This window comes from Gymnodinialimonas mytili (assembly GCF_037544085.1).
In the GTDB taxonomy this organism is placed as follows: Bacteria; Pseudomonadota; Alphaproteobacteria; order Rhodobacterales; family Rhodobacteraceae; genus Gymnodinialimonas; species Gymnodinialimonas mytili.
The window spans coordinates 147,293-164,592 of sequence record NZ_JBBIFW010000003.1; the positions used below are offsets into that span (position 1 = coordinate 147,293).

At 58.9% G+C, this 17,300-nt stretch carries 19 protein-coding genes; 6 read left to right on the plus strand and 13 right to left on the minus strand.

Annotated features, from left to right (window positions below; all coding sequences use genetic code 11):
- The 5 genes from trbL to V8J82_RS14960 are packed head-to-tail and all read left to right on the plus strand — an operon-like array spanning nucleotide 1 to nucleotide 4,437.
- Nucleotides 1-1,236, plus strand: a complete 1,236-nt coding sequence (gene trbL, locus V8J82_RS14940) for a P-type conjugative transfer protein TrbL (RefSeq protein WP_339976195.1) — start codon at nucleotides 1-3, stop codon at nucleotides 1,234-1,236.
- A complete protein-coding gene (trbF, locus tag V8J82_RS14945; protein ID WP_339976644.1) occupies nucleotides 1,230-1,919 on the plus strand; it encodes a conjugal transfer protein TrbF in 690 nt (229 codons plus the stop codon). The genes trbL and trbF overlap by 7 nt, the downstream gene beginning before the upstream one ends.
- Nucleotides 1,916-2,956, plus strand: coding sequence for a P-type conjugative transfer protein TrbG (gene trbG, locus V8J82_RS14950; RefSeq protein WP_339976196.1), 1,041 nt, complete (start codon nucleotides 1,916-1,918; stop codon nucleotides 2,954-2,956). Before trbF ends, trbG begins: the two co-directional genes overlap by 4 nt.
- 3 nt (nucleotides 2,957-2,959) lie before the next feature.
- Nucleotides 2,960-4,183, plus strand: a complete 1,224-nt coding sequence (locus V8J82_RS14955; RefSeq protein ID WP_339976197.1) for a TraB/TrbI/VirB10 family type IV secretion system protein — start codon at nucleotides 2,960-2,962, stop codon at nucleotides 4,181-4,183.
- A complete protein-coding gene (locus V8J82_RS14960; protein WP_339976198.1) occupies nucleotides 4,180-4,437 on the plus strand; it encodes a DUF2274 domain-containing protein in 258 nt (85 codons plus the stop codon). The genes V8J82_RS14955 and V8J82_RS14960 overlap by 4 nt, the downstream gene beginning before the upstream one ends.
- Here V8J82_RS14960 and V8J82_RS14965 read toward each other — a convergent pair.
- The 6 genes from V8J82_RS14965 to V8J82_RS14990 form a co-directional block, all read right to left on the minus strand.
- Nucleotides 4,429-5,364, minus strand: a complete 936-nt coding sequence (locus V8J82_RS14965) for a LysR family transcriptional regulator (RefSeq protein ID WP_339976199.1) — start codon at nucleotides 5,362-5,364, stop codon at nucleotides 4,429-4,431. The genes V8J82_RS14960 and V8J82_RS14965 overlap by 9 nt on opposite strands.
- Nucleotides 5,365-5,554: 190 nt before the next feature.
- The gene (gene ald / locus V8J82_RS14970) at nucleotides 5,555-6,667 is read right to left on the minus strand and encodes an alanine dehydrogenase (RefSeq protein ID WP_339976200.1); all 1,113 of its coding nucleotides are present in this window, start codon (nucleotides 6,665-6,667) and stop codon (nucleotides 5,555-5,557) included.
- A 126-nt stretch (nucleotides 6,668-6,793) separates the two neighbouring features.
- Nucleotides 6,794-7,516, minus strand: coding sequence for an amino acid ABC transporter ATP-binding protein (locus V8J82_RS14975; protein WP_339976647.1), 723 nt, complete (start codon nucleotides 7,514-7,516; stop codon nucleotides 6,794-6,796).
- A complete protein-coding gene (locus V8J82_RS14980; RefSeq protein WP_339976201.1) occupies nucleotides 7,513-8,169 on the minus strand; it encodes an amino acid ABC transporter permease in 657 nt (218 codons plus the stop codon). Before V8J82_RS14980 ends, V8J82_RS14975 begins: the two co-directional genes overlap by 4 nt.
- Nucleotides 8,166-8,834: an amino acid ABC transporter permease gene (locus tag V8J82_RS14985; protein ID WP_339976202.1), complete on the minus strand. Its 669-nt coding sequence runs from the start codon at nucleotides 8,832-8,834 to the stop codon at nucleotides 8,166-8,168. Before V8J82_RS14985 ends, V8J82_RS14980 begins: the two co-directional genes overlap by 4 nt.
- 54 nt (nucleotides 8,835-8,888) lie before the next feature.
- Nucleotides 8,889-9,710: a transporter substrate-binding domain-containing protein gene (locus V8J82_RS14990; protein WP_439650075.1), complete on the minus strand. Its 822-nt coding sequence runs from the start codon at nucleotides 9,708-9,710 to the stop codon at nucleotides 8,889-8,891.
- Nucleotides 9,711-9,883: 173 nt separating this feature from the next.
- Here V8J82_RS14990 and V8J82_RS14995 point away from each other — a divergent pair, with 173 nt between their 5' ends.
- Nucleotides 9,884-11,365 carry an FAD-binding oxidoreductase gene (locus V8J82_RS14995; protein WP_339976203.1) on the plus strand — a complete coding sequence of 494 codons (1,482 nt, stop codon included), beginning with the start codon at nucleotides 9,884-9,886 and terminating at the stop codon, nucleotides 11,363-11,365.
- Here V8J82_RS14995 and V8J82_RS15000 read toward each other — a convergent pair.
- Genes V8J82_RS15000 through V8J82_RS15030 form a run of 7 tightly spaced genes read right to left on the minus strand, consistent with a single transcriptional unit; the run spans nucleotide 11,334 to nucleotide 17,269 of the window.
- Nucleotides 11,334-12,224 (minus strand): DMT family transporter, encoded by an 891-nt coding sequence (locus V8J82_RS15000; protein WP_339976204.1) that lies wholly within the window; start codon nucleotides 12,222-12,224, stop codon nucleotides 11,334-11,336. The genes V8J82_RS14995 and V8J82_RS15000 overlap by 32 nt on opposite strands.
- A gap of 5 nt (nucleotides 12,225-12,229) precedes the next feature.
- Complete coding sequence (locus V8J82_RS15005) at nucleotides 12,230-12,565, minus strand: tRNA-binding protein (RefSeq protein ID WP_339976205.1); 336 nt, start codon at nucleotides 12,563-12,565, stop codon at nucleotides 12,230-12,232.
- 2 nt (nucleotides 12,566-12,567) lie between these two features.
- A complete protein-coding gene (locus V8J82_RS15010; RefSeq protein ID WP_339976206.1) occupies nucleotides 12,568-13,212 on the minus strand; it encodes a TetR/AcrR family transcriptional regulator in 645 nt (214 codons plus the stop codon).
- Nucleotides 13,209-14,528 (minus strand): TRAP transporter large permease, encoded by a 1,320-nt coding sequence (locus tag V8J82_RS15015; RefSeq protein WP_339976207.1) that lies wholly within the window; start codon nucleotides 14,526-14,528, stop codon nucleotides 13,209-13,211. Before V8J82_RS15015 ends, V8J82_RS15010 begins: the two co-directional genes overlap by 4 nt.
- A 1-nt stretch (nucleotide 14,529) precedes the next feature.
- A complete protein-coding gene (locus V8J82_RS15020; protein WP_339976208.1) occupies nucleotides 14,530-15,069 on the minus strand; it encodes a TRAP transporter small permease in 540 nt (179 codons plus the stop codon).
- A gap of 47 nt (nucleotides 15,070-15,116) precedes the next feature.
- Entirely contained in the window at nucleotides 15,117-16,112 is a 996-nt protein-coding gene (locus V8J82_RS15025) for a TRAP transporter substrate-binding protein (protein ID WP_339976209.1), read from the minus strand.
- Between the two features lie 35 nt (nucleotides 16,113-16,147).
- Nucleotides 16,148-17,269, minus strand: a complete 1,122-nt coding sequence (locus tag V8J82_RS15030; RefSeq protein ID WP_339976210.1) for a M24 family metallopeptidase — start codon at nucleotides 17,267-17,269, stop codon at nucleotides 16,148-16,150.
- Between the last annotated feature and the right edge of the window lie 31 nt (nucleotides 17,270-17,300).

Here is a 17,300-nt window from a genome sequence, read left to right on the forward strand (position 1 = left end):
ATGGACGGTGTCGGCGTCATCGATCGGTTCCTGGAGGTCTTCACGACCTATATCGACAGCGGGTTCGGTCTGCTCGGCGGCGACGTCGCCTTCCTCGCTACGACACTGATCGTCATCGACGTCACGCTCGCCGCGCTCTTCTGGGCATGGGGCGCGGATGACGACATCATCGGGCGGCTCGTCAAGAAGACGCTCTTCGTCGGCGTCTTCGCCTACATCATCAGCAACTGGAACACGCTCGCGCGCATCGTCTTCGAGAGCTTTGCGGGGCTGGGCCTTGTCGCCACAGGCGGCGCGATCGGCGCGGGCGAACTTTTGCAACCCGGGCGTATCGCTGCTGTCGGGCTCGAAGCTGGGCAGCCGATCCTGGAATCCATCTCCGACCTGATGGGTTTCGTCTCCTTCTTCGAGAATTTCATACAGATTTCGATCTTGCTCTTCGCCTGGATCGTCGTCCTGCTGTCGTTCTTCATCCTCGCGATCCAGCTCTTCGTGACCCTGATCGAGTTCAAGCTGGCGACGCTCGCGGGCTTCATCCTCGTGCCCTTCGGGCTCTTCAACAAGACCGCCTTCATGGCCGAACGCGTGCTCGGTCTTGTGATCTCCTCCGGCGTCAAAGTGCTGGTGCTCGCCGTCATCGTCGGCATCGGCTCGACGATCTTCGGCGAGTTCACCTCCGGGTTCACCGGAGAGCCGACCATCGAGGACGCGATGGCCGTCGTCCTCGCAGCGCTGTCGCTGCTCGCGCTCGGCATCTTCGGCCCCGGCATCGCCAACGGTATCGTGTCGGGCGGGCCGCAGCTCGGTGCAGGCGCGGCGGTCGGAGCCGGCCTCGCAGCGGGCGGCGTGGTCGCAGGCGGCCTCGCGGGTGCGAAGATGGCCGGAGCCGCCGGTGGTGCCGCCCTGCGCGGTGGGTCTGCCGTCGCGGGTGGCGCCGCGAGCGGCATGGCCGCAGTCGGTCAGGCTGGGATGTCGGCCGCCGTCAGCCCGCTCAAGCGCGCGGTCGGCGACAGCTATCGCTCGGGCTCGCGTGCCGCCTTCGAAGCCACCGGCGGCAAGTTCAGCAATTCCCCGTCGTCCATGCCGACGCCCGCCAATGACGGTCCGCCCGCCTGGGCGCGCCGCATGAAACGCCAGCAAAGCCTTCACCACGGCACCGCCGTCGCCGCGCACGCCATCCGCTCCGGCGATGGCGGCGGCGCGGGCACGGCCATCAGCCTTTCGGAGAGATCATGAGATTCAAGCGACCGAGCGTGCGATACGCCAAGACCCCAGAACCGGTGACGCCCTACCAAAAGGCCGCCCAAGTCTGGGACGAACGGATGGGCTCGGCCCGCGTCCAGGCCCGCAACTGGCGGCTCGTGGCCATCGGGTGTCTTGCCACTACCGCCACCTTTGGGCTCGCACTCGTTTGGCAGTCCACCCAGGGCACCATCGTCCCTTACGTGGTCGAAGTTGACCGGCTCGGCGCGGCCCAGGCCGTCGCACCCGCCACCGCCAACTACCGCCCGACCGATCCGCAGATCGCCTTCCACCTCGCGCGCTTCATCGAGAACGTCCGCCAGGTTCCCGCCGATCCGATCGTGCTCCGGGAAAACTGGCTCAGAGCCTACGATTTCACCACCGATCGCGGGTCCATCGCGCTCAACGATTTCGCGCGCGAGAACGACCCCTTCGCCCGCGTCGGCGAGGTCCAGGTCACCGCTGAAATCTCCAGCGTCATCCGCGCCTCCGATTCTAGCTTCCGCGTCGCCTGGACCGAACGCCGCTACGTGAACGGCCAACTCTCTGTCACCGAACGCTGGACCGGCATTCTGAGCGTCGTCGTCCAACCACCCCGCGACGCCGACCGCCTCCGCAAAAACCCCCTCGGCGTCTTCGTCCACGCCATCAACTGGTCAAGGGAGAACGCCCAATGACAAACTTCGTTTGTTCGACACGCCTAATCGCCACCGTCGGATGCGCAGCGATCCTGAGTGGCTGCGCGACCTTCAAACCGCCCGAGATCAGCTATGACGATCCGATCGCCGCAACGCTAGTCGCCGAACCTGCGCGGCCCGTTCGGATCGTCGAAACACCGGAACCCTTACCGCTGCCTGGTCAACTCATGCGGGTCGATGCCGATGATCGTCCAGCAGAAGCGTCCGAGCCGACCGAGCGTGTGACCAACGCCAACGCCGCCGCCCGGATCGAACCGGTCCGCGACGGCTTCATCAATGCCGTCCAGCTCTATCCCTACAGCTCCGGCGCGCTCTATCAGGTCTACACCTCGCCCGGCCAGGTCACGGACATCGCGCTACAGGCGGGTGAGAGTCTCGTGGGATCAGGGCCGATCGCGGCAGGCGATACCGCGCGCTGGATCATCGGCGACACCGAGAGCGGGTCAGGCGATAACCGTCGCATCCATGTGCTGGTGAAACCGACCCGCCCCGATCTCGTCACCAATCTCGTCATCAACACCGACCGACGGACCTACCACCTTGAACTCCGCGCCACACCGCAGGCCTATATGGCCTCGGTGTCCTGGCACTATCCGGAGGATGAACTGATCGCGCTCCGCCGTCAGAACGATCGCGCCGAGGCTGGCCTTCCCATCGGACGCAATGTCGAGCTCGACGACCTGAATTTCCGCTACCGGATCACCGGCGACCGCGCGCCCTGGCGGCCGCGGCGCGCCTTCGATGACGGGCGGCAGGTCTTCATCGAGTTCCCGCGTGGAATCGGCCAGGGCGAGATGCCGCCGCTCTTCGTGATCGGACCGGAAGGGGACGGCCAGCTCGTGAATTACCGCATCCGCCGCAACTACATGATCGTCGATCGGCTCTTCGCCGCCGCTGAGCTGCGTCTCGGAGACCGCCAGCGCGTCGTCCGTATCGTCCGCACCGATGGGGTCCGGCGTTCTGCGCTGCGTGAGGAGCGCGTGGTTTCCGCGTGGCGTCCCGATGAGGACCGCTGAGCCATGACCGGGACCGAAAACCAGCAATCGGACGACCGCTCCGAAGAGCCGCCACACACCGAGCAGGACATCGCCAAGGAACTCCGCCTGCGGCCCGATCCGCCACGGGTCATGCGGCTCTCTCGAAAAGCCATCACAGTTCTCGCCGTCGCGGGCGGGCTCGGCATCGGAGCGATCCTGATCGTCGCCTTGCAAGGTCCCGATCCAGACGATGGGCCGTCAGAACTCTTCTCAACCGAGCGCGTTCAAGAGGCCGAGGGTCTCTTAGGTCTGCCACGCGACTATGCATCGATCCCACAGCTGGGACCTCCGCTTCCAGGCGAACTCGGGCGCCCGGTTCTGTCGGCGCAGCGCCGTGGCGCACCGGTGCCTGTCATGCCTACGACCGGTCCGGCGGTCGATCCGGAAGAGCAGTTGCGTTTGCAGGAAGCTGAAGCGGCTCGGCTTGCAACGCTCTTCGCCGATGCACGGACGAGCGGCACGCGGGCTACACAGCCGCGACAGGCGCCGGCTGTTGCGCCGGGCTCAGGGCTGCAAGGGCTGTTCCCGGCCTCTGCTAGGCAGGCACGGCAACCAGACACGACGGAGCGACAGGAAGCGTTTCTGGATCGCGAGGTCGACCGAAGGACCACTGCGGCGGACCGGCTCCAATCCCCGCCGAGCCCCCATGTCCTGCAAGCGGGATCGGTCATCGAAGCGGCGCTCCTGACCGGGCTACGCTCCGACCTGCCGGGACAGATCACCGCGCAGGTCACCGCGAATGTCTATGACAGTCCGACCGGGCAATTCCTGCTGATCCCACAGGGTGCGCGCCTCCTTGGCGAATATGACAGCCGCGTGGAAACCGGTCAGCGGCGCGTCCTCTTGGCGTGGACCCGGTTGATCTTACCCGACGGACGCTCCATCGTGCTCGAACGCCAGCCCGGCACCGATCAGGCGGGCTACGCCGGTCTCGAAGACGGTGTGGACAACCATTGGGGGCAGCTGTTCCGCGCGGCCGGCCTCGCCTCGATCCTCAATATCGGCCTCGAAACCGGCGAGGATGGCGGCGATGAGATAGCCGAGGCAATCCGCGACGGCGCCCAAGACACGATCGGGCGCGCGGGTGAGGCCATTGTCCAGCGCCAGCTTCAGATCCCGCCGACACTGACGATCCGGCCCGGTTTCCCGGTGCGCGTGATGGTAACGCGCGATCTGATACTCGAACCGCAAGGAGGTGCCCGATGAGCAGATTAAAGCTCGGTGATATTCGTGACGACAAACCGGTGAAGCTCACCGTGGAGCTGCCCGCTAGAGTGCATCGCGATCTGACGGCCTATGCCGAGATCTTGGAGGCTGAGAATGGGCAGAAGTTGGAGCCTGCCAAGCTCGTTGCACCAATGCTGGAGCGGTTCATGAAAACCGATCGGGGTTTTGCTAAAGCACGAAAAGGGTTGGTTAGGTCGTCTGGATCAAAGCCGCCTGAAGGATTATCAGCTTGACCCATTGGCTACCTCTTGGGCGACAGTGCGGGCGACGCTGATGAACCGCCTGAGCGCGGGGTTATCGTTTTCCGGTACCCACGAAAGTGAAAACGGGACTCGTTCATCCGGCGCACCCACAGGCACAAACGTGACATTCGGATAGCTCACACCCCGCCAATGGTCCGCCACGAGACTAACACCTTGACCGAGCCCGACCAGAGTCATGATCCCCTCTCGCCCAAGCCTGTGACGTTCGACCTTTATGCTAAGGCCCAAGTCGCTGATGCGTCGCAGTATGTAGTCATGGATCTCGGGGCCGGGTTCTTGCGATCCAAGGACAAATGTTTCGCAATTCACTTCTGACCAAGACAGGCGCTCACGATCAGCCAATTCACTATCACTTGCGACGGCGAGATAGATTTCCTCACGATCTAGAATAAAGCCGTCGTAGATAGCTTCTATTGGTTCGCCCGCTGCGATCACAAAATCTAACTGACGATGGTTGAGTTTTGTGTAGAGCTCGCTGCGGTCCGCTTCAAAATAGCAGATCCCCACACCAACGTGTTCAGACCGAAATCTCTGAACGACAGTACGGGTTATCCCACGCGACAAGGACGCGATTATACCAGCGTTGAGGCAACCCTTCTGGACGCTGCCATCTGATCTTGCCGCGCCGACAGCAGTGTTGAGTTCATCCAGAACGATGCGCATTCTGCCAGCAAAACACGTTCCGGCGTTTGTTAAGCGGGCGCCGGTGCTGTGGCGTTCGAAAAGCGAAACTCCGAGTTCATCCTCGAGACGCCGAATTCGCCTGCTTAGGGAGGACTGTCCGACATCAATTGTCAATGCAGCCTTCCTAAAGCTTCCTGCAGCGGCAACAGTCAAAAACGATTGGATATCCGTCAATGAAACAGAGTACTTCAGATATGGAACCAAATCATTCATGGTTCAGATCGCGGTTTCCGGCAATTGTCGATCTTCGCAGGTTTTACGAAACTCAATCTTGTCGCTTTAGAATGCGACCAGTCCACCCAAGACCTTTTCCCCGCCCCGAAATCATTCGGGGCGGGAGTAGGTAGATGCGCGCCAGACGGCAATCTACCCATGTGCGCGGGGAGGAAGCGCACGTTTGTTCTCATGCGGCGATCGCACGTTCTGGATCAATGCTCGGCAAGTCGAGGCTCTCGCCAACGGCGGCATTCGTGATCTGTCCGCGGTGAACATTGAGGCCTGCTCTTAGATGAGGGTCTGCAAGGGCTTCAAGACCTTGATCCGCCAGAGCCAAACCATGTGAAAGCGTGGCGTTGCCAAGTGCGTAGGAAGACGTTCGTGGAACCGCACCAGGCATGTTGGCCACGCAGTAATGAACGATGCCGTCGACCTCGTACGTTGGATCGGCATGGGTAGTAGCTCTCGAAGTCTCAAAGCAACCGCCTTGGTCAATCGCGACGTCGACCAGAACCGCGCCTGACCGCATTCGAGAGAGCATGTCTCTTGTCACAAGTTTCGGGGCAGCCTTCCCCGGGATTAACACCGCGCCGACTACGGCGTCACTCTCCAGGACAGCGTTCTCAGTCGAGTGGTTGGTTGCATACAGCGTGCGAATGCGCCCATCGAACATTTCGTCGAGCTGTTTGAGGCGCGCAAGCGAACGATCCAGGATTGTGACCTCCGCGCCCATGCCAAGTGCGATCCGCGCGGCATTGGTGCCAACGACGCCTCCGCCGATGATGGAGACTTGAGCTGGCGCGACCCCAGGCACGCCCCCCATGAGCAACCCGCGGCCACCGTTGTGCCGCTCCAGTGACCAAGCCGTCGCTTGAGCAGAAAGGCGACCCGCGACTTCCGACATTGGAGCGAGCAGTGGTAGCCCCCCGACAGCATCTGTAACCGTCTCGTAAGCAATCGCGGTGCATCCTGACGCGATCAGACCATCGGTCTGTGGCCGATCGGGCGCGAGGTGCAGGTAGGTATACAGGATCTGGCCTTCCCGAAGCATAGCCCATTCTGCGGGTTGAGGCTCTTTGACCTTTACGATCATGTCGGAAACCTCAAAGACTTCGGCGGCAGTGTCAGAAATTTCAGCACCCGCGGAACGATAATGTTCGTCTGTGGCGCCGATGCCCAGCCCAGCCTGTGTCTCGACAATGACCTTGTGGCCGCGAGAAACATAGGCCGCGACGGCTTCTGGCGTCAGCCCGACCCGATGCTCTTGCACCTTTATTTCCTTGGGAACACCAACTTGCATGACACAGTCCTTTTCGATCGTTTCTGCAAGACCTATGACACGGCTTCATCCGCACTTTGTTCTGACGTCCGTACTCTATCGGCAGAAGGTTCCGAAATTATGGGGCCGGTGAAGGTTTCTGCGGGCCTATAGAACTTTGGCCAGGAACTTTTGGAGATGTTCGCTTTGCGGCTTCAACATGACCTCAGAGGGCGGGCCGATTTCTTCCATCACACCTTGATGAAAAAACGCGACGCGGTCGGATACATCGCGTGCAAAACCCATTTCGTGAGTCACAACAATCATCGTCATCCCGTCCGTTGCCAGCATCCTCATTGTGTCGAGCACTTCGCCAACGAGCTCCGGATCGAGCGCTGATGTTGCCTCATCGAACAGCATGTAGGCCGGCTCCATCGCCAGAGCGCGCGCAATCGCAAGGCGTTGTTGTTGGCCACCTGACAGCATCGATGGATAAGCCTGCGTTTTGTCCCCAAGGCCAACGCGTTCGAGTTGGGAAATTGCTATCTCGCGGGCGTCTTTCTTTGAGAGCTTGCGGACCACACGTGGTGCCAGAGTGACGTTTTCCAATACAGTCAGGTGCGGAAAGGAGTTCCATTGCTGAAACACCATTCCAATGCGACGGCGCAGCGCGTTCATATCTGTACCGCGGCCATGCACATCGGTTCCGTCCACGACGATCCTGCCAGTTTGGATCGGCTCAAGGCCGTTGACGCAGTAGAGAAGAGTCGATTTCCCAGACCCGGATGCGCCAATGACAGAAAGCACTTCTCCTTCGCGCACTGTTAAATCTATGCCCTTCAGCACTTCCAGTGCGCCGAACGCTTTGTGAACATTCTCTAGTTGGATCATTTCTTCCATCTCCGTTCCAGGCGATCTCCCCACCGGGAAATTGGATAAGAGATCAAGAAGTAAAACAGGCCGACCAGCAGCATGATTTTGAAGGACTCTTGCGTCTTGGTATTCAGGATTTGAGAGGCGCGCAGCAACTCTATGTACCCAATGGCCGAGACAAGGGCGCTGTCTTTCACAATCGATAGCGAAACCCCAATCCAAGACGGAAACACTGTTCGCAGGCCTATTGGCCAAACGACGTGTCGCATTGTTTGAAGGTAACTCATGCCCAGGGATCGGGAGGCACGCTGCATATCGCGCCCTACGTTCTCGATACCAGCACGCGCCACCATCGCGACTAGAGCGGCGCAGTAGACCGACAGCACAATCGTGCCAGACCAGAACGCCTGCATCGGATAGCCAGCGATCGCAACGAAGCTGTCGAAAAGGATCAGCTGGATGAGCAGGGGCACACTTCTGAAGACATCAAGTACGCCAGATGTGGAAAGGCGGACCAACCAGCCCCCTGCTGCCAGTGTCCATCCAAGCAAGACGCCTAGGAGGCTACCAACTATGATCGCTATGACCGAGATCTGAACCGTCCGAAGTGCTGCTTCCCCAAGAAAGAAGACATCCCCCCAATCGAGGGCGGTGAAGACGCTGCCGTTCATAGTGGCTGCCCCCTGAAAAGACGCCATCCGATGATGCGAGCACCCAGCATGACCAGCTTAGCGATCAGGTAGTAGATCACGGCTGCAGCGAAGAAGAATTCGAAGGTGCGGAACGTACGCGAATTGAAATACTGAGTTTCGCCGCTCAGCTCCCGCAACCCTGCGAGCATCCCCAGAGAACTCATAAGAATGACCCAGACAAACTGATTGGTCATCGGGTACCAAACGGCACGGATAACCTGTGGAACGACGATGCGCGCGTTGGCTTGAATAAAGCTCATTCCCAGTGAGCGCGCGGCCTTGAGTTGCGTCTCAGGCACTGCGGCGAAGCCGCCTCGAAACGTCTCCGCCATGTAGCCGGCGGTGTTAAACGCTAGGGCTGAAACAACAGCGACGTATGAAGACAGAAAGAGACCAAACTCGCCCAAGCCCCAGTAGAAGACGAAGATCTGAAATAGGACCGGCGTGTTGCGGGCGACTTCGACCCAAACGGATGCTGGCCAGCGTGCAAGTCGGCGGTCACTCCGACGTGCAAAGCACAGCAGAAGGCCCAGTCCCAAGCCGATGACCATCGACACAACGGACACTTCGAGCGTGACCAAGGCGGCGCGAGCGAGTTCGGGCAGCGCGTTGAAAACGGGCAGCCAAAGAAAATTGTAGTTCATGTGATGTCCCTGACGGCCGACCCAACGCACATCGCGCGTCGGGCCGGCGACTGCTCAGCGGTAGACGCCTGGGATTGTCAGGTCCGGCATATCGCCGCCAATGTGTTCTTCGTAGAACTCTTGCAAGCGGCCTGATCGGTAAGCGCGGTTGATGTAGAGATCGAGGTAGTTGAGCCAGCCAAACTCTTGGCGGACGGTCATGAACCCAACGATATCCGCACCAAATGGAGCAATCGGACCCGGACGGAGGTCGCCAAACTGACCTGACGCCACGATGTTGGCGATGGCTGTGTCAGATCCAATGGTTGCATCGACACGCCCCTGTGAAACGGCCATGAAAGACTCGTTTTCGCTTTGGAACGTCGTCAGCTGACCATCGTTGTCCGGCCAATTGGCCTCTCTGTACTCCGAGAAGTTGGACTCGTAGGTCGTTCCGATCGCTGCGCCGACATGGGCATCGCGGAGGTCCTCCCACTCCGTGATATCACTGTCCGCCGGGACCAATGCCTGGAACTGAAAGACCATGTAAGGAATGGTGAACCCAACTGTCTGGGCGCGTTCAAGCGTGTCGGAAGATGATGCGACCGCCACATCGGCGCGACCGGAGATGAGGGCGGGGATGCGTTCGGCCCATGTCACACCAAGGATCTGATAGTCGATCCCCATTTCAGCGGCGAGGTCGGCACAGATGTCGACATCCATGCCCAGGGGTTCATTGTCAGGGCCCCGATATCCCATTGGGGGAAAGTCAAGAACGACAGCGCAACGCAACTCCCCCCGTGAAAGCACGTCGTCAAGTAGATCGGCCTGTGCAGGCTGAGCGATCGCGCATGTCGCAAAGAGTGCGGCGTAAAGGCTTAGAGACGATTGCCTCATACAGTTTTCCTCCCAAGTGGTTCTTAAATCTCTGGGATCTGATGGCCCCAGTAGTCCAAGAACCCTGAGCGAATTGACGCGGTACTATCTGCTGAAGATTGGGGATGCTCACTAGAGGTCTCCCGAATGCGCTGACCGTATCGGCAAAACCTGCTGAGGAGGGGCAGCCGAAAATGCGGAAAACCCTGCCTCTTTGGCGGAACATGCTGCCCGCCCGCATGCACTCAGGATCATCGTCGGGCGAGAGGTGCGATACCAAGATCATGTCCAACTTAGATATCTTCCCGCCCGAAACTGTTGTGACCGACCCTGATATTTTGTCGGGGCGGCTGACCGACTTCCGCTCAAAATACACTGGCAAAGCCGCTGCGCTGTTGCTGCCCCGCCATACCGATGATGTGCGCGCAATTGTGACAGCAGCCAGAGCCAACAAGGTGCCCTTGGTCCCTCAAGGCGGTAACACGAGCTACTGCGGCGGTGCTACGCCGGACACCTCGGCGCGGGCTGTCTTAGTAGGCTTTGATCGCATGACGGCCATTCGAGAGATTGATGCTTCAAATCGCTCCATGACCGTCGAAGCGGGCGTAATCCTACAGGAGGCGCAAGACGCCGCAGATAGTGCAGGATTGATGCTACCTCTGTCCCTTGGAGCCCGTGGTTCTTGTCGCATCGGCGGTAACATTGGAACCAATGCAGGCGGTTTGAACGTGCTCCGCTATGGTATGACGCGATCATTGGTTCTGGGCCTGGAAGTCGTACTTGCAAACGGCAAGCTGCTGAACACGCTGTCGCCCATTCGAAAAGACAACGCGGGCCTCCGTACACAAGACCTTTTCGTAGGCACGGAAGGCACTTTGGGCATCGTAACGGCGGCGACCTTGGCACTTGCCCCACGTCCGGTACGACAGGCGACCGCGCTTTTGGCCGTGCGGGCGTTGGAAGATCTTCCTGGAATACTGGATCGATTGAGGACCGTTACGGGCGACTCTGTCTCGGCGTTTGAGTACGTTGCCGCAGAATCCTTCGACCTCGTGACCCGTCTTTGGGGCCGGTCATCGCACCCACTCGAAGCGGACTTTCGTCATGCCGCCTTGGTGGAAGTTGCGACTTCTGCGGACATGTTTGACGTGGAGGCTGCGTTGGAGAGCGGCTTCATTGAACTGATGGAGGAGGGCATCGTTATTGACGGTGCGCTTGCATCGTCCGGCGCGCAACGCGATGCACTTTGGGCCGCACGGGAAACAATTCCCGAGGCGGAGGTGCATCAGGGCGGATCCATCAAGCACGACGTTTCCGTTAGAACATCGCAAGTGCCTGACTTAGTTGCGCAGGCTCTTCGGGTCGTCACTTCATCTGGTCTTGACGCAAGGCCGTCGATCTACGGTCACGTTGGAGACGGCAACGTCCACCTCAATCTGTTGGCTGGAGAGAACACGACGCTCGCGCAGATCGAAGAGAGCATCTCACCTAAGATTTACGACATCGTGTCCGACCTGGGGGGGAGCTTCAGTGCAGAATATGGGATTGGCCAGGCAAAACATCATCTGGATGAACGCTACGGGGATCCTGTTCGTCGAGAGGTGGCACGCGCCGTAAAACACGCAATGGACCCCGATAGCATCTTCAATCCGGGGAAAGGGACGGCCCTCCTTTAGCTGGTGGGCGCTTGAGGGTCGCCAGAACGCCTCCCGCTGTCACCAGAGTTGCTGCCAAGCCGATCGTCCAGTTTGCCGACCCAATGCCTAAACTGACCATGAGGAGCGTTGAGAGGATCGGCGTTGCGTAAGCCGCAACCGCAGGGAACGAAGCATCGCCATGACGAATACCGTAGTCCCATAGAAAAAACGCGCCGCCGGCTGGTCCAAGAGCGAAGACAGCGACAATCCAAACATCGCCCCAGTTGATCAGCAGGCTATTTGCATCCGTGACGAAGGCGGCGGCAAAGCAGATTACTGCGGCCCCTAGGCAGATCCACGCTGTGGATGCAGTGCCGCCGAACGCCGATCTCCGACGAAGGTTTGAGTAAAGCGCCCACAATACGGCACCGAACAGCGCGAGGCTGTACCCCAACCATGGCTGCTCAAACGACTGCTGCGTCTCTGAGGACGATGTTGTGAGAAGCACGGCGGCCCCAAACCCAAGCATCGTTCCAATGAGGGCACCTTTTGAGGCGAAAAACCCGAAGAAAAGGTGTCCTAGGAGCACAAAAAACATGGGCCAGAGATAGTTTAGGATCGAAACCGGAACGGCCGGTCCGTGTTTGAAGGCCTCCAAGAAAGCGACATGATATCCGGCCATAAGAGCACATGTGAGACCGAATTCAAAAACGGAAAACTCAAACCTGTCGCCCCGAACAAGAGCAATCCCTCCACTCACGAGGCCAGCGGCAAGGAACGACCAGGCGAGGAGAGAAACTGGATCAAGGGCGGCTGACACAAATCCAAGCGCGCCAAGGGAGGACCACATAAGTATGGCAATGATGCCCAGACCGGTGTTTCGAGTAGCCATGTCCATACCGTTCAAAAGACCGCCGCGCCGAGCGGCACTTCTACCTCTGGCGACAGAATGATAACGTCGCCGTCCGTGTTTCGCGCTCCGAGGATCAGAACCTCCGATTGAAAACCAGCAATGTTTCGAGGTGCGAGGTTAACGACGCAAACAACTTGGCGACCGACTAGATCATCCATCGCGTAGTTTGTGATCTGCGCGCTGGATTGGCGCGTTCCCAGATCGCCCAGGTCAATGAACACCTTGTATGAAGGCTGGCGCGCGCGGGGAAACTCTTGAACATCCGTGATACGCCCCACGGCAATTTGAACGCTTGCGTAGGTTTCAAATTCGATTGTGTCAGCCATTTCTAGTCCTTTGTTTGTGGTATGAGGCCGAAGCGCGTTTCTAGCTCTCGAATGCGCCCTTCGAGCTGGCTCCGGAAATATGGAAGGTCTTGACGCCAGACGTTCTGGAAGGCCATTCCGCGAATGAGCAGCATCGTACGGGCCATCGAGTCCTTCTTCGCCTCTTCAGGGAAGCTCAGTTTTCCAAGGCATTTGACCCACAAGTCTTCCAGCTGCGTATTGAACCGACCAGCTGTCGGCTCAATCACGGCCATGACTTCTGCATCGATCCGACCGAGCGCCAGATAATCTAACGTCACGGTGAAGAGTGGTCCTTCATACTTCGACCAGATGTATCGAAGAAGATCGCCCATTGCCGCTCCATCATCAGAAATCCTACGAGAGAACTTGGACAGATCCTCAATCTCGCGCTCAAGAAGATGCGCGAAAGCCGCATTGAGGAGGTCAGTCCTTGTGGGGAAATGATGCAGCATGGCGCCGCGTGAGACACCGGCCCGTTCTGCAACATCGTGTGTCGACGAGTTCTGCAGCCCGGCGTCGGAAAAGCAGGCGACCGCGGCTTCGAGGATCTTGTTTTGCGTTTCTGCAGACCGCTCTGCTTGAGTACGTTTCTCCGGGCGCGTTCTTGTTGAAGTGTTTGCCGTCATTGTGATCGACCCGAAAGAGTTTCTGGTAGCCAGAGAGCTATATCTGGGAAGACAACCAACAAAAATGCCGCAAAGACCATCAGCAGGAAGAACGGCGTCGCATAAACCGCGACCTTTCCTATTGACCGCCCGCTAATTGACTGGATCACAAAGAGGTTGAAGCCAACCGGAGGCGTCATCAACCCAAGCTCAATCATCACGACGAGAAAAACGCCGAACCAGATCGGATCAAATCCGGCCTGCATGACCACGGGCAACGTGATCGGGAGGCTCATCACGATGATTGAGATCCCGTCAAGAAAGAACCCGAGGACAATGTAGAACAGTGCCAGACAGGCGATAAGGACATAGGGAGACATGTCCAGGCGCTCGATCGCAAGCGCGATGTCACGGGGAATATGCATGAACCCGATCGCAGAGGAGAGGAAGGCCGCGCAGGCGAGGATTGCGCAGACCATGCAGGACGTGCGCAAGGCTCCCCCAATCGACTTGACCAAAAGATCGCGGCTCAACTGTCGTGTGAGCGCTCCAAAGCTGAGCGCTGCAAGTACGCCGACGGCAGCAGCTTCCGATGGCGTGGCCCATCCTGTGTAGATCGAGCCCAGGACAACGACGATCAGTCCCAGAACCGGTGCCAGGTTCTTGATGATTTCCAGGGGCCGATCAGTTTCCGGGTCTGGCGTGACTTTGGGAGACAGGCTTGGAGAGATCGAGCACCGCAAAGCGATGTAGAGACCATAAAGACCAGCGATCATCAGGCCCGGAAGGACTCCGGCTAGAAACAATGCAGAGATCGAGACTTCTGCGAGCACACCATAGATAATGAGAACAATCGATGGCGGGATCAGAAGACCGAGACTGCCAGCACCAGCGAGGGACCCAAGTGCGAGGCTTTCTGAATAACCGCGACCGAACAACTCATTGGTTGTGATCTTTCCAACAGTTGCGGTCGTTGCCGCACTTGACCCGGACACGGCGGCGAAGAGAGCCGAGCCGAAGACATTTGTATGCAGGAGCCCTCCTGGAATTCGACGTACCAGGGGGGCCAAGCCGCGGAACAGGCGGTCAGAGATATCCGTGCGGAACATGATCTCGCCCATCCAAATGAACATCGGAACGGCGGCCAATTCCCACGAACTCGCGCTGCGAACGAGGATCCTGCTCGCGATTGCTCCAATCCTGTCAGGGGAGAAATCCATTATGCCGTAGAGCGCCAAGGCGGCGGACGTGGCAATCGCCAGAAAAACCCACATCCCGGTCGTGAGCAGGGCGAGAAGCAGGAAGAGGACGGCGAGAGCCGCTGTAACGGGATCCATTTTAGTGACCTCCTGCGTCTGTCGCTTCGTCTAGCAGCTCACCCCGCGCCGCGAGGACTGTGCGCAGAAGTAGTTGCAAGGCGAGAAGAGCCGCACCGATGCAGACAATCGTTCCCGGAATCCAGAGAGGAACCTGGGCGACACTTTCACTGACAGTGCCCCGTTCCCAGTCTTTGGCGAGATTCCGAAAGAAGTACCGCAGTGCGGCGATGACAAGGAGGGCGGCGATTAGAGACGTTGCTGCATCGAGCCAACGCTGCACATTCATTGGCAGAACTGAAACCAACAGGTTCACTTTGATCATTGCGCCATCTCTCAACGTGGCGGCGAGCGAAAGGAAAGTGATGGACAGTATGGCGAAGCCTATGAACTCGTCCAATACATGAGTCGATGTTGCAAAGACGCTTCGAAGAACGATTTCGAGGAGGATGTGACAGACTGCGTAGACCAGGATCGCGCCTGCGAAAACGAACGCAATGGTAGAGAGCCCGTCGATCGCACGGCGGATTAAGGACATGGTTTTTCCTTGGAAGTTGGTCATGTCGATACCCGGCTCTCCAAGAGGAGAACCGGGCATCACTTGAGGGTTTATTGCGCCATGCGCGCCTGGAAGGCGTCGATCAGGGCCTGACCTTCGTCGCCAGTCTCCGCAAGCCACTCCTCAAGAGCGACCTGGCCTGCGGCCTGCAACGCTTCCCGGAAAGCAGGATCTGTCGAAGACACGACCTCAACCCCGTTGGTTTCAAGATCGGCATAGGTTGCGGCCAAACGATCTGGAATGGCGGCCCAGTTGGCAGCCCTGGTTTCTTCGGCGGCTGCAAGAATGGCCTGCTGCTGATCCTCGGTCAGATCGTCAAATACGGACCGGCTCATATGCACGAAGTTCAGCGGGATCGCGTAGTTGTAGATCTCGGTGAATGTATCAAAGTGCTCCCAGAAGCTGGAACTCACCCCGCCTTCAGCTGACGTCAGAACGGCGTCGATCGCACCGGTGGAAATCGACGGTACCACATCGGCCCAAGACAGACGAACGGCGGCGGCATCAAGAGCGTTCAAAGCGATTGTTCCGTTCCGATCATAGGTCCGGATCTTCACGCCAGAGAGCGCATCTGTGCTGGCGAGCGGATCACGGGCCCAGAGTCCGGACGGTGGCCATGGCGATGCGTACAGAAGGATCTGATCGTTCTCTTCGAAGATCTCTGCGAATACAGGCTCGGAGACTTCGTAGAGGATCTGCGCCTCTTCAACGGTCGTGACCAAGAAGGGCAAGGAGGGAAGCAAGAAAAGCGGATCGATACCGCCCAAAGCCCCACCAAACGTGTCCGCAATCTCAAGCGCACCTTCCCCGACAGCGTCGAAGTGATCCGCAGACTTGTAGCCAAGTGCGCCGCCAAAGTGGACGACGATCTCGACCTCGCCATTGGTCGCTTCGCTTACAGCTTCGGCAAACCGTGCGTCACCGACGCCGTGGATGGAGGTTGCCGCATATTCGTTGGACAGGTTCAGTGTGACCTCTTGGGCCTGTGCAAGACCGGCGCAAAGTGCTGCGGCGCTCGCGAAGGCAAGCATAGAGAAGTGTTTCATTGGTAGTCTCCCTGATGTTTTTGTGGTGAGTGCGTTTACGCGAGTGTCATCGCGTCCAGCGTGTCCGAAAACTCCGTGAGCTTCCGGTAACCGTCCTCGGTAATGAGAACGGTATCTGAGTGGCGATAGCCGCCTTCGCCGCGCCAGTAGATGCCCGGTTCGACACTGATCACCATGTTTTCGGCCAGAATGTCGTCGCTGCCTTCGGCAACCCAAGGGCCTTCATGGCCGCCCATACCGATCCCGTGGCCGGTGCGGTGAAGCAGGTTGTCGCCAAAGCCCTCTCTGCGAAGGAAGGTCATGACAGCATGATCGACATCATGGGCCGATACGCCCGGACGAAGCCGCTCATAGGCGATCGCGCAGGCCGCCCGCATGGTCTCGAAAACCTCCGCCTCTTCAGCAGCAGGTTTCTCGACGAAGAACGTGCGTTCGGTTTCAGCGGAGTAGCCGTTCACCCGCAAGAACGACAGACCAACAATTGGCCCGGGCCCATACATGTCTGAGGGTTCCGGAAAGCGGTGTGGTTGCGCGCTGAAAGGGGATGCCCAAGCACCAAGCCAGATAGAGCTGGTGTACTGATCTAGGCGGCCCTCGCCATCTTCAATGGCTTTCCGCAAAGCTGGTATGCAGTCATATCCGCTTTGAACTGAAGTGCCGGTCTTTGCCGCATCCATGACCATCCGCAAACCCAGGTCGGAGTAGTGCGCCGCCTTCTCAATCTGCAGAATTTCGGTCCTGGACTTCACAAGTCGAAGGCGCTCAATCAACGGAACGACCTCTGGCCCCCAATCCCCAAGTGCCGACAGGAGCTGTGCTTCCATTGTAGGCTCAACGCCAACGCGTTCGGTCTGTTTCAGGACAGACGCCAACGCATCGAGGTATGTTTCCCCGGCAGGAGCGGGGTAGTCCGTGTACTCCACGATTCGATGCTGGACCGGGATTGTCCCCATATTCTCAGCTTCGATCCGGGGCGTGACAACCTCGATTTCACCCTCTGGCCGAACCAACAGAAAGAACACGCGCTCGAAAGGCTCATAGCGCAGACCCGTGAGATAGTAGATGCTGTCAGTTGCCGTTACGAGAAATGCATCAAGCCTCGCCGTAGCGATCTGCTTCTGTAGCGCTTCAACCCGGTGCGTGTATTCTTCTATCATGTCGCCCTCTTAAAACAGTCCAGCCGGTTTG

Excerpts from the sequence above, each read along its gene's own strand:
- V8J82_RS15025 (WP_339976209.1), bottom strand. The coding sequence starts at position 16,112 with ATGAAACACTTCTCTATGCTTGCCTTCGCGAGCGCCGCAGCACTTTGC.
- V8J82_RS14980 (WP_339976201.1), bottom strand. The coding sequence starts at position 8,169 with ATGAACGGCAGCGTCTTCACCGCCCTCGATTGGGGGGATGTCTTCTTT.
- V8J82_RS15010 (WP_339976206.1), bottom strand. The coding sequence starts at position 13,212 with ATGACGGCAAACACTTCAACAAGAACGCGCCCGGAGAAACGTACTCAA.
- V8J82_RS14975 (WP_339976647.1), bottom strand. The coding sequence starts at position 7,516 with ATGATCCAACTAGAGAATGTTCACAAAGCGTTCGGCGCACTGGAAGTG.
- V8J82_RS15030 (WP_339976210.1), bottom strand. The coding sequence starts at position 17,269 with ATGATAGAAGAATACACGCACCGGGTTGAAGCGCTACAGAAGCAGATC.
- V8J82_RS15015 (WP_339976207.1), bottom strand. The coding sequence starts at position 14,528 with ATGGATCCCGTTACAGCGGCTCTCGCCGTCCTCTTCCTGCTTCTCGCC.
- V8J82_RS14995 (WP_339976203.1), top strand. The coding sequence starts at position 9,884 with ATGCGGAAAACCCTGCCTCTTTGGCGGAACATGCTGCCCGCCCGCATG.
- V8J82_RS15020 (WP_339976208.1), bottom strand. The coding sequence starts at position 15,069 with ATGACCAACTTCCAAGGAAAAACCATGTCCTTAATCCGCCGTGCGATC.
- V8J82_RS14985 (WP_339976202.1), bottom strand. The coding sequence starts at position 8,834 with ATGAACTACAATTTTCTTTGGCTGCCCGTTTTCAACGCGCTGCCCGAA.
- ald (WP_339976200.1), bottom strand. The coding sequence starts at position 6,667 with ATGCAAGTTGGTGTTCCCAAGGAAATAAAGGTGCAAGAGCATCGGGTC.
- V8J82_RS14990 (WP_439650075.1), bottom strand. The coding sequence starts at position 9,710 with ATGAGGCAATCGTCTCTAAGCCTTTACGCCGCACTCTTTGCGACATGC.
- V8J82_RS14960 (WP_339976198.1), top strand. The coding sequence starts at position 4,180 with ATGAGCAGATTAAAGCTCGGTGATATTCGTGACGACAAACCGGTGAAG.
- trbL (WP_339976195.1), top strand. The coding sequence starts at position 1 with ATGGACGGTGTCGGCGTCATCGATCGGTTCCTGGAGGTCTTCACGACC.
- V8J82_RS14955 (WP_339976197.1), top strand. The coding sequence starts at position 2,960 with ATGACCGGGACCGAAAACCAGCAATCGGACGACCGCTCCGAAGAGCCG.
- V8J82_RS15005 (WP_339976205.1), bottom strand. The coding sequence starts at position 12,565 with ATGGCTGACACAATCGAATTTGAAACCTACGCAAGCGTTCAAATTGCC.
- trbG (WP_339976196.1), top strand. The coding sequence starts at position 1,916 with ATGACAAACTTCGTTTGTTCGACACGCCTAATCGCCACCGTCGGATGC.
- V8J82_RS14965 (WP_339976199.1), bottom strand. The coding sequence starts at position 5,364 with ATGAATGATTTGGTTCCATATCTGAAGTACTCTGTTTCATTGACGGAT.
- V8J82_RS15000 (WP_339976204.1), bottom strand. The coding sequence starts at position 12,224 with ATGGACATGGCTACTCGAAACACCGGTCTGGGCATCATTGCCATACTT.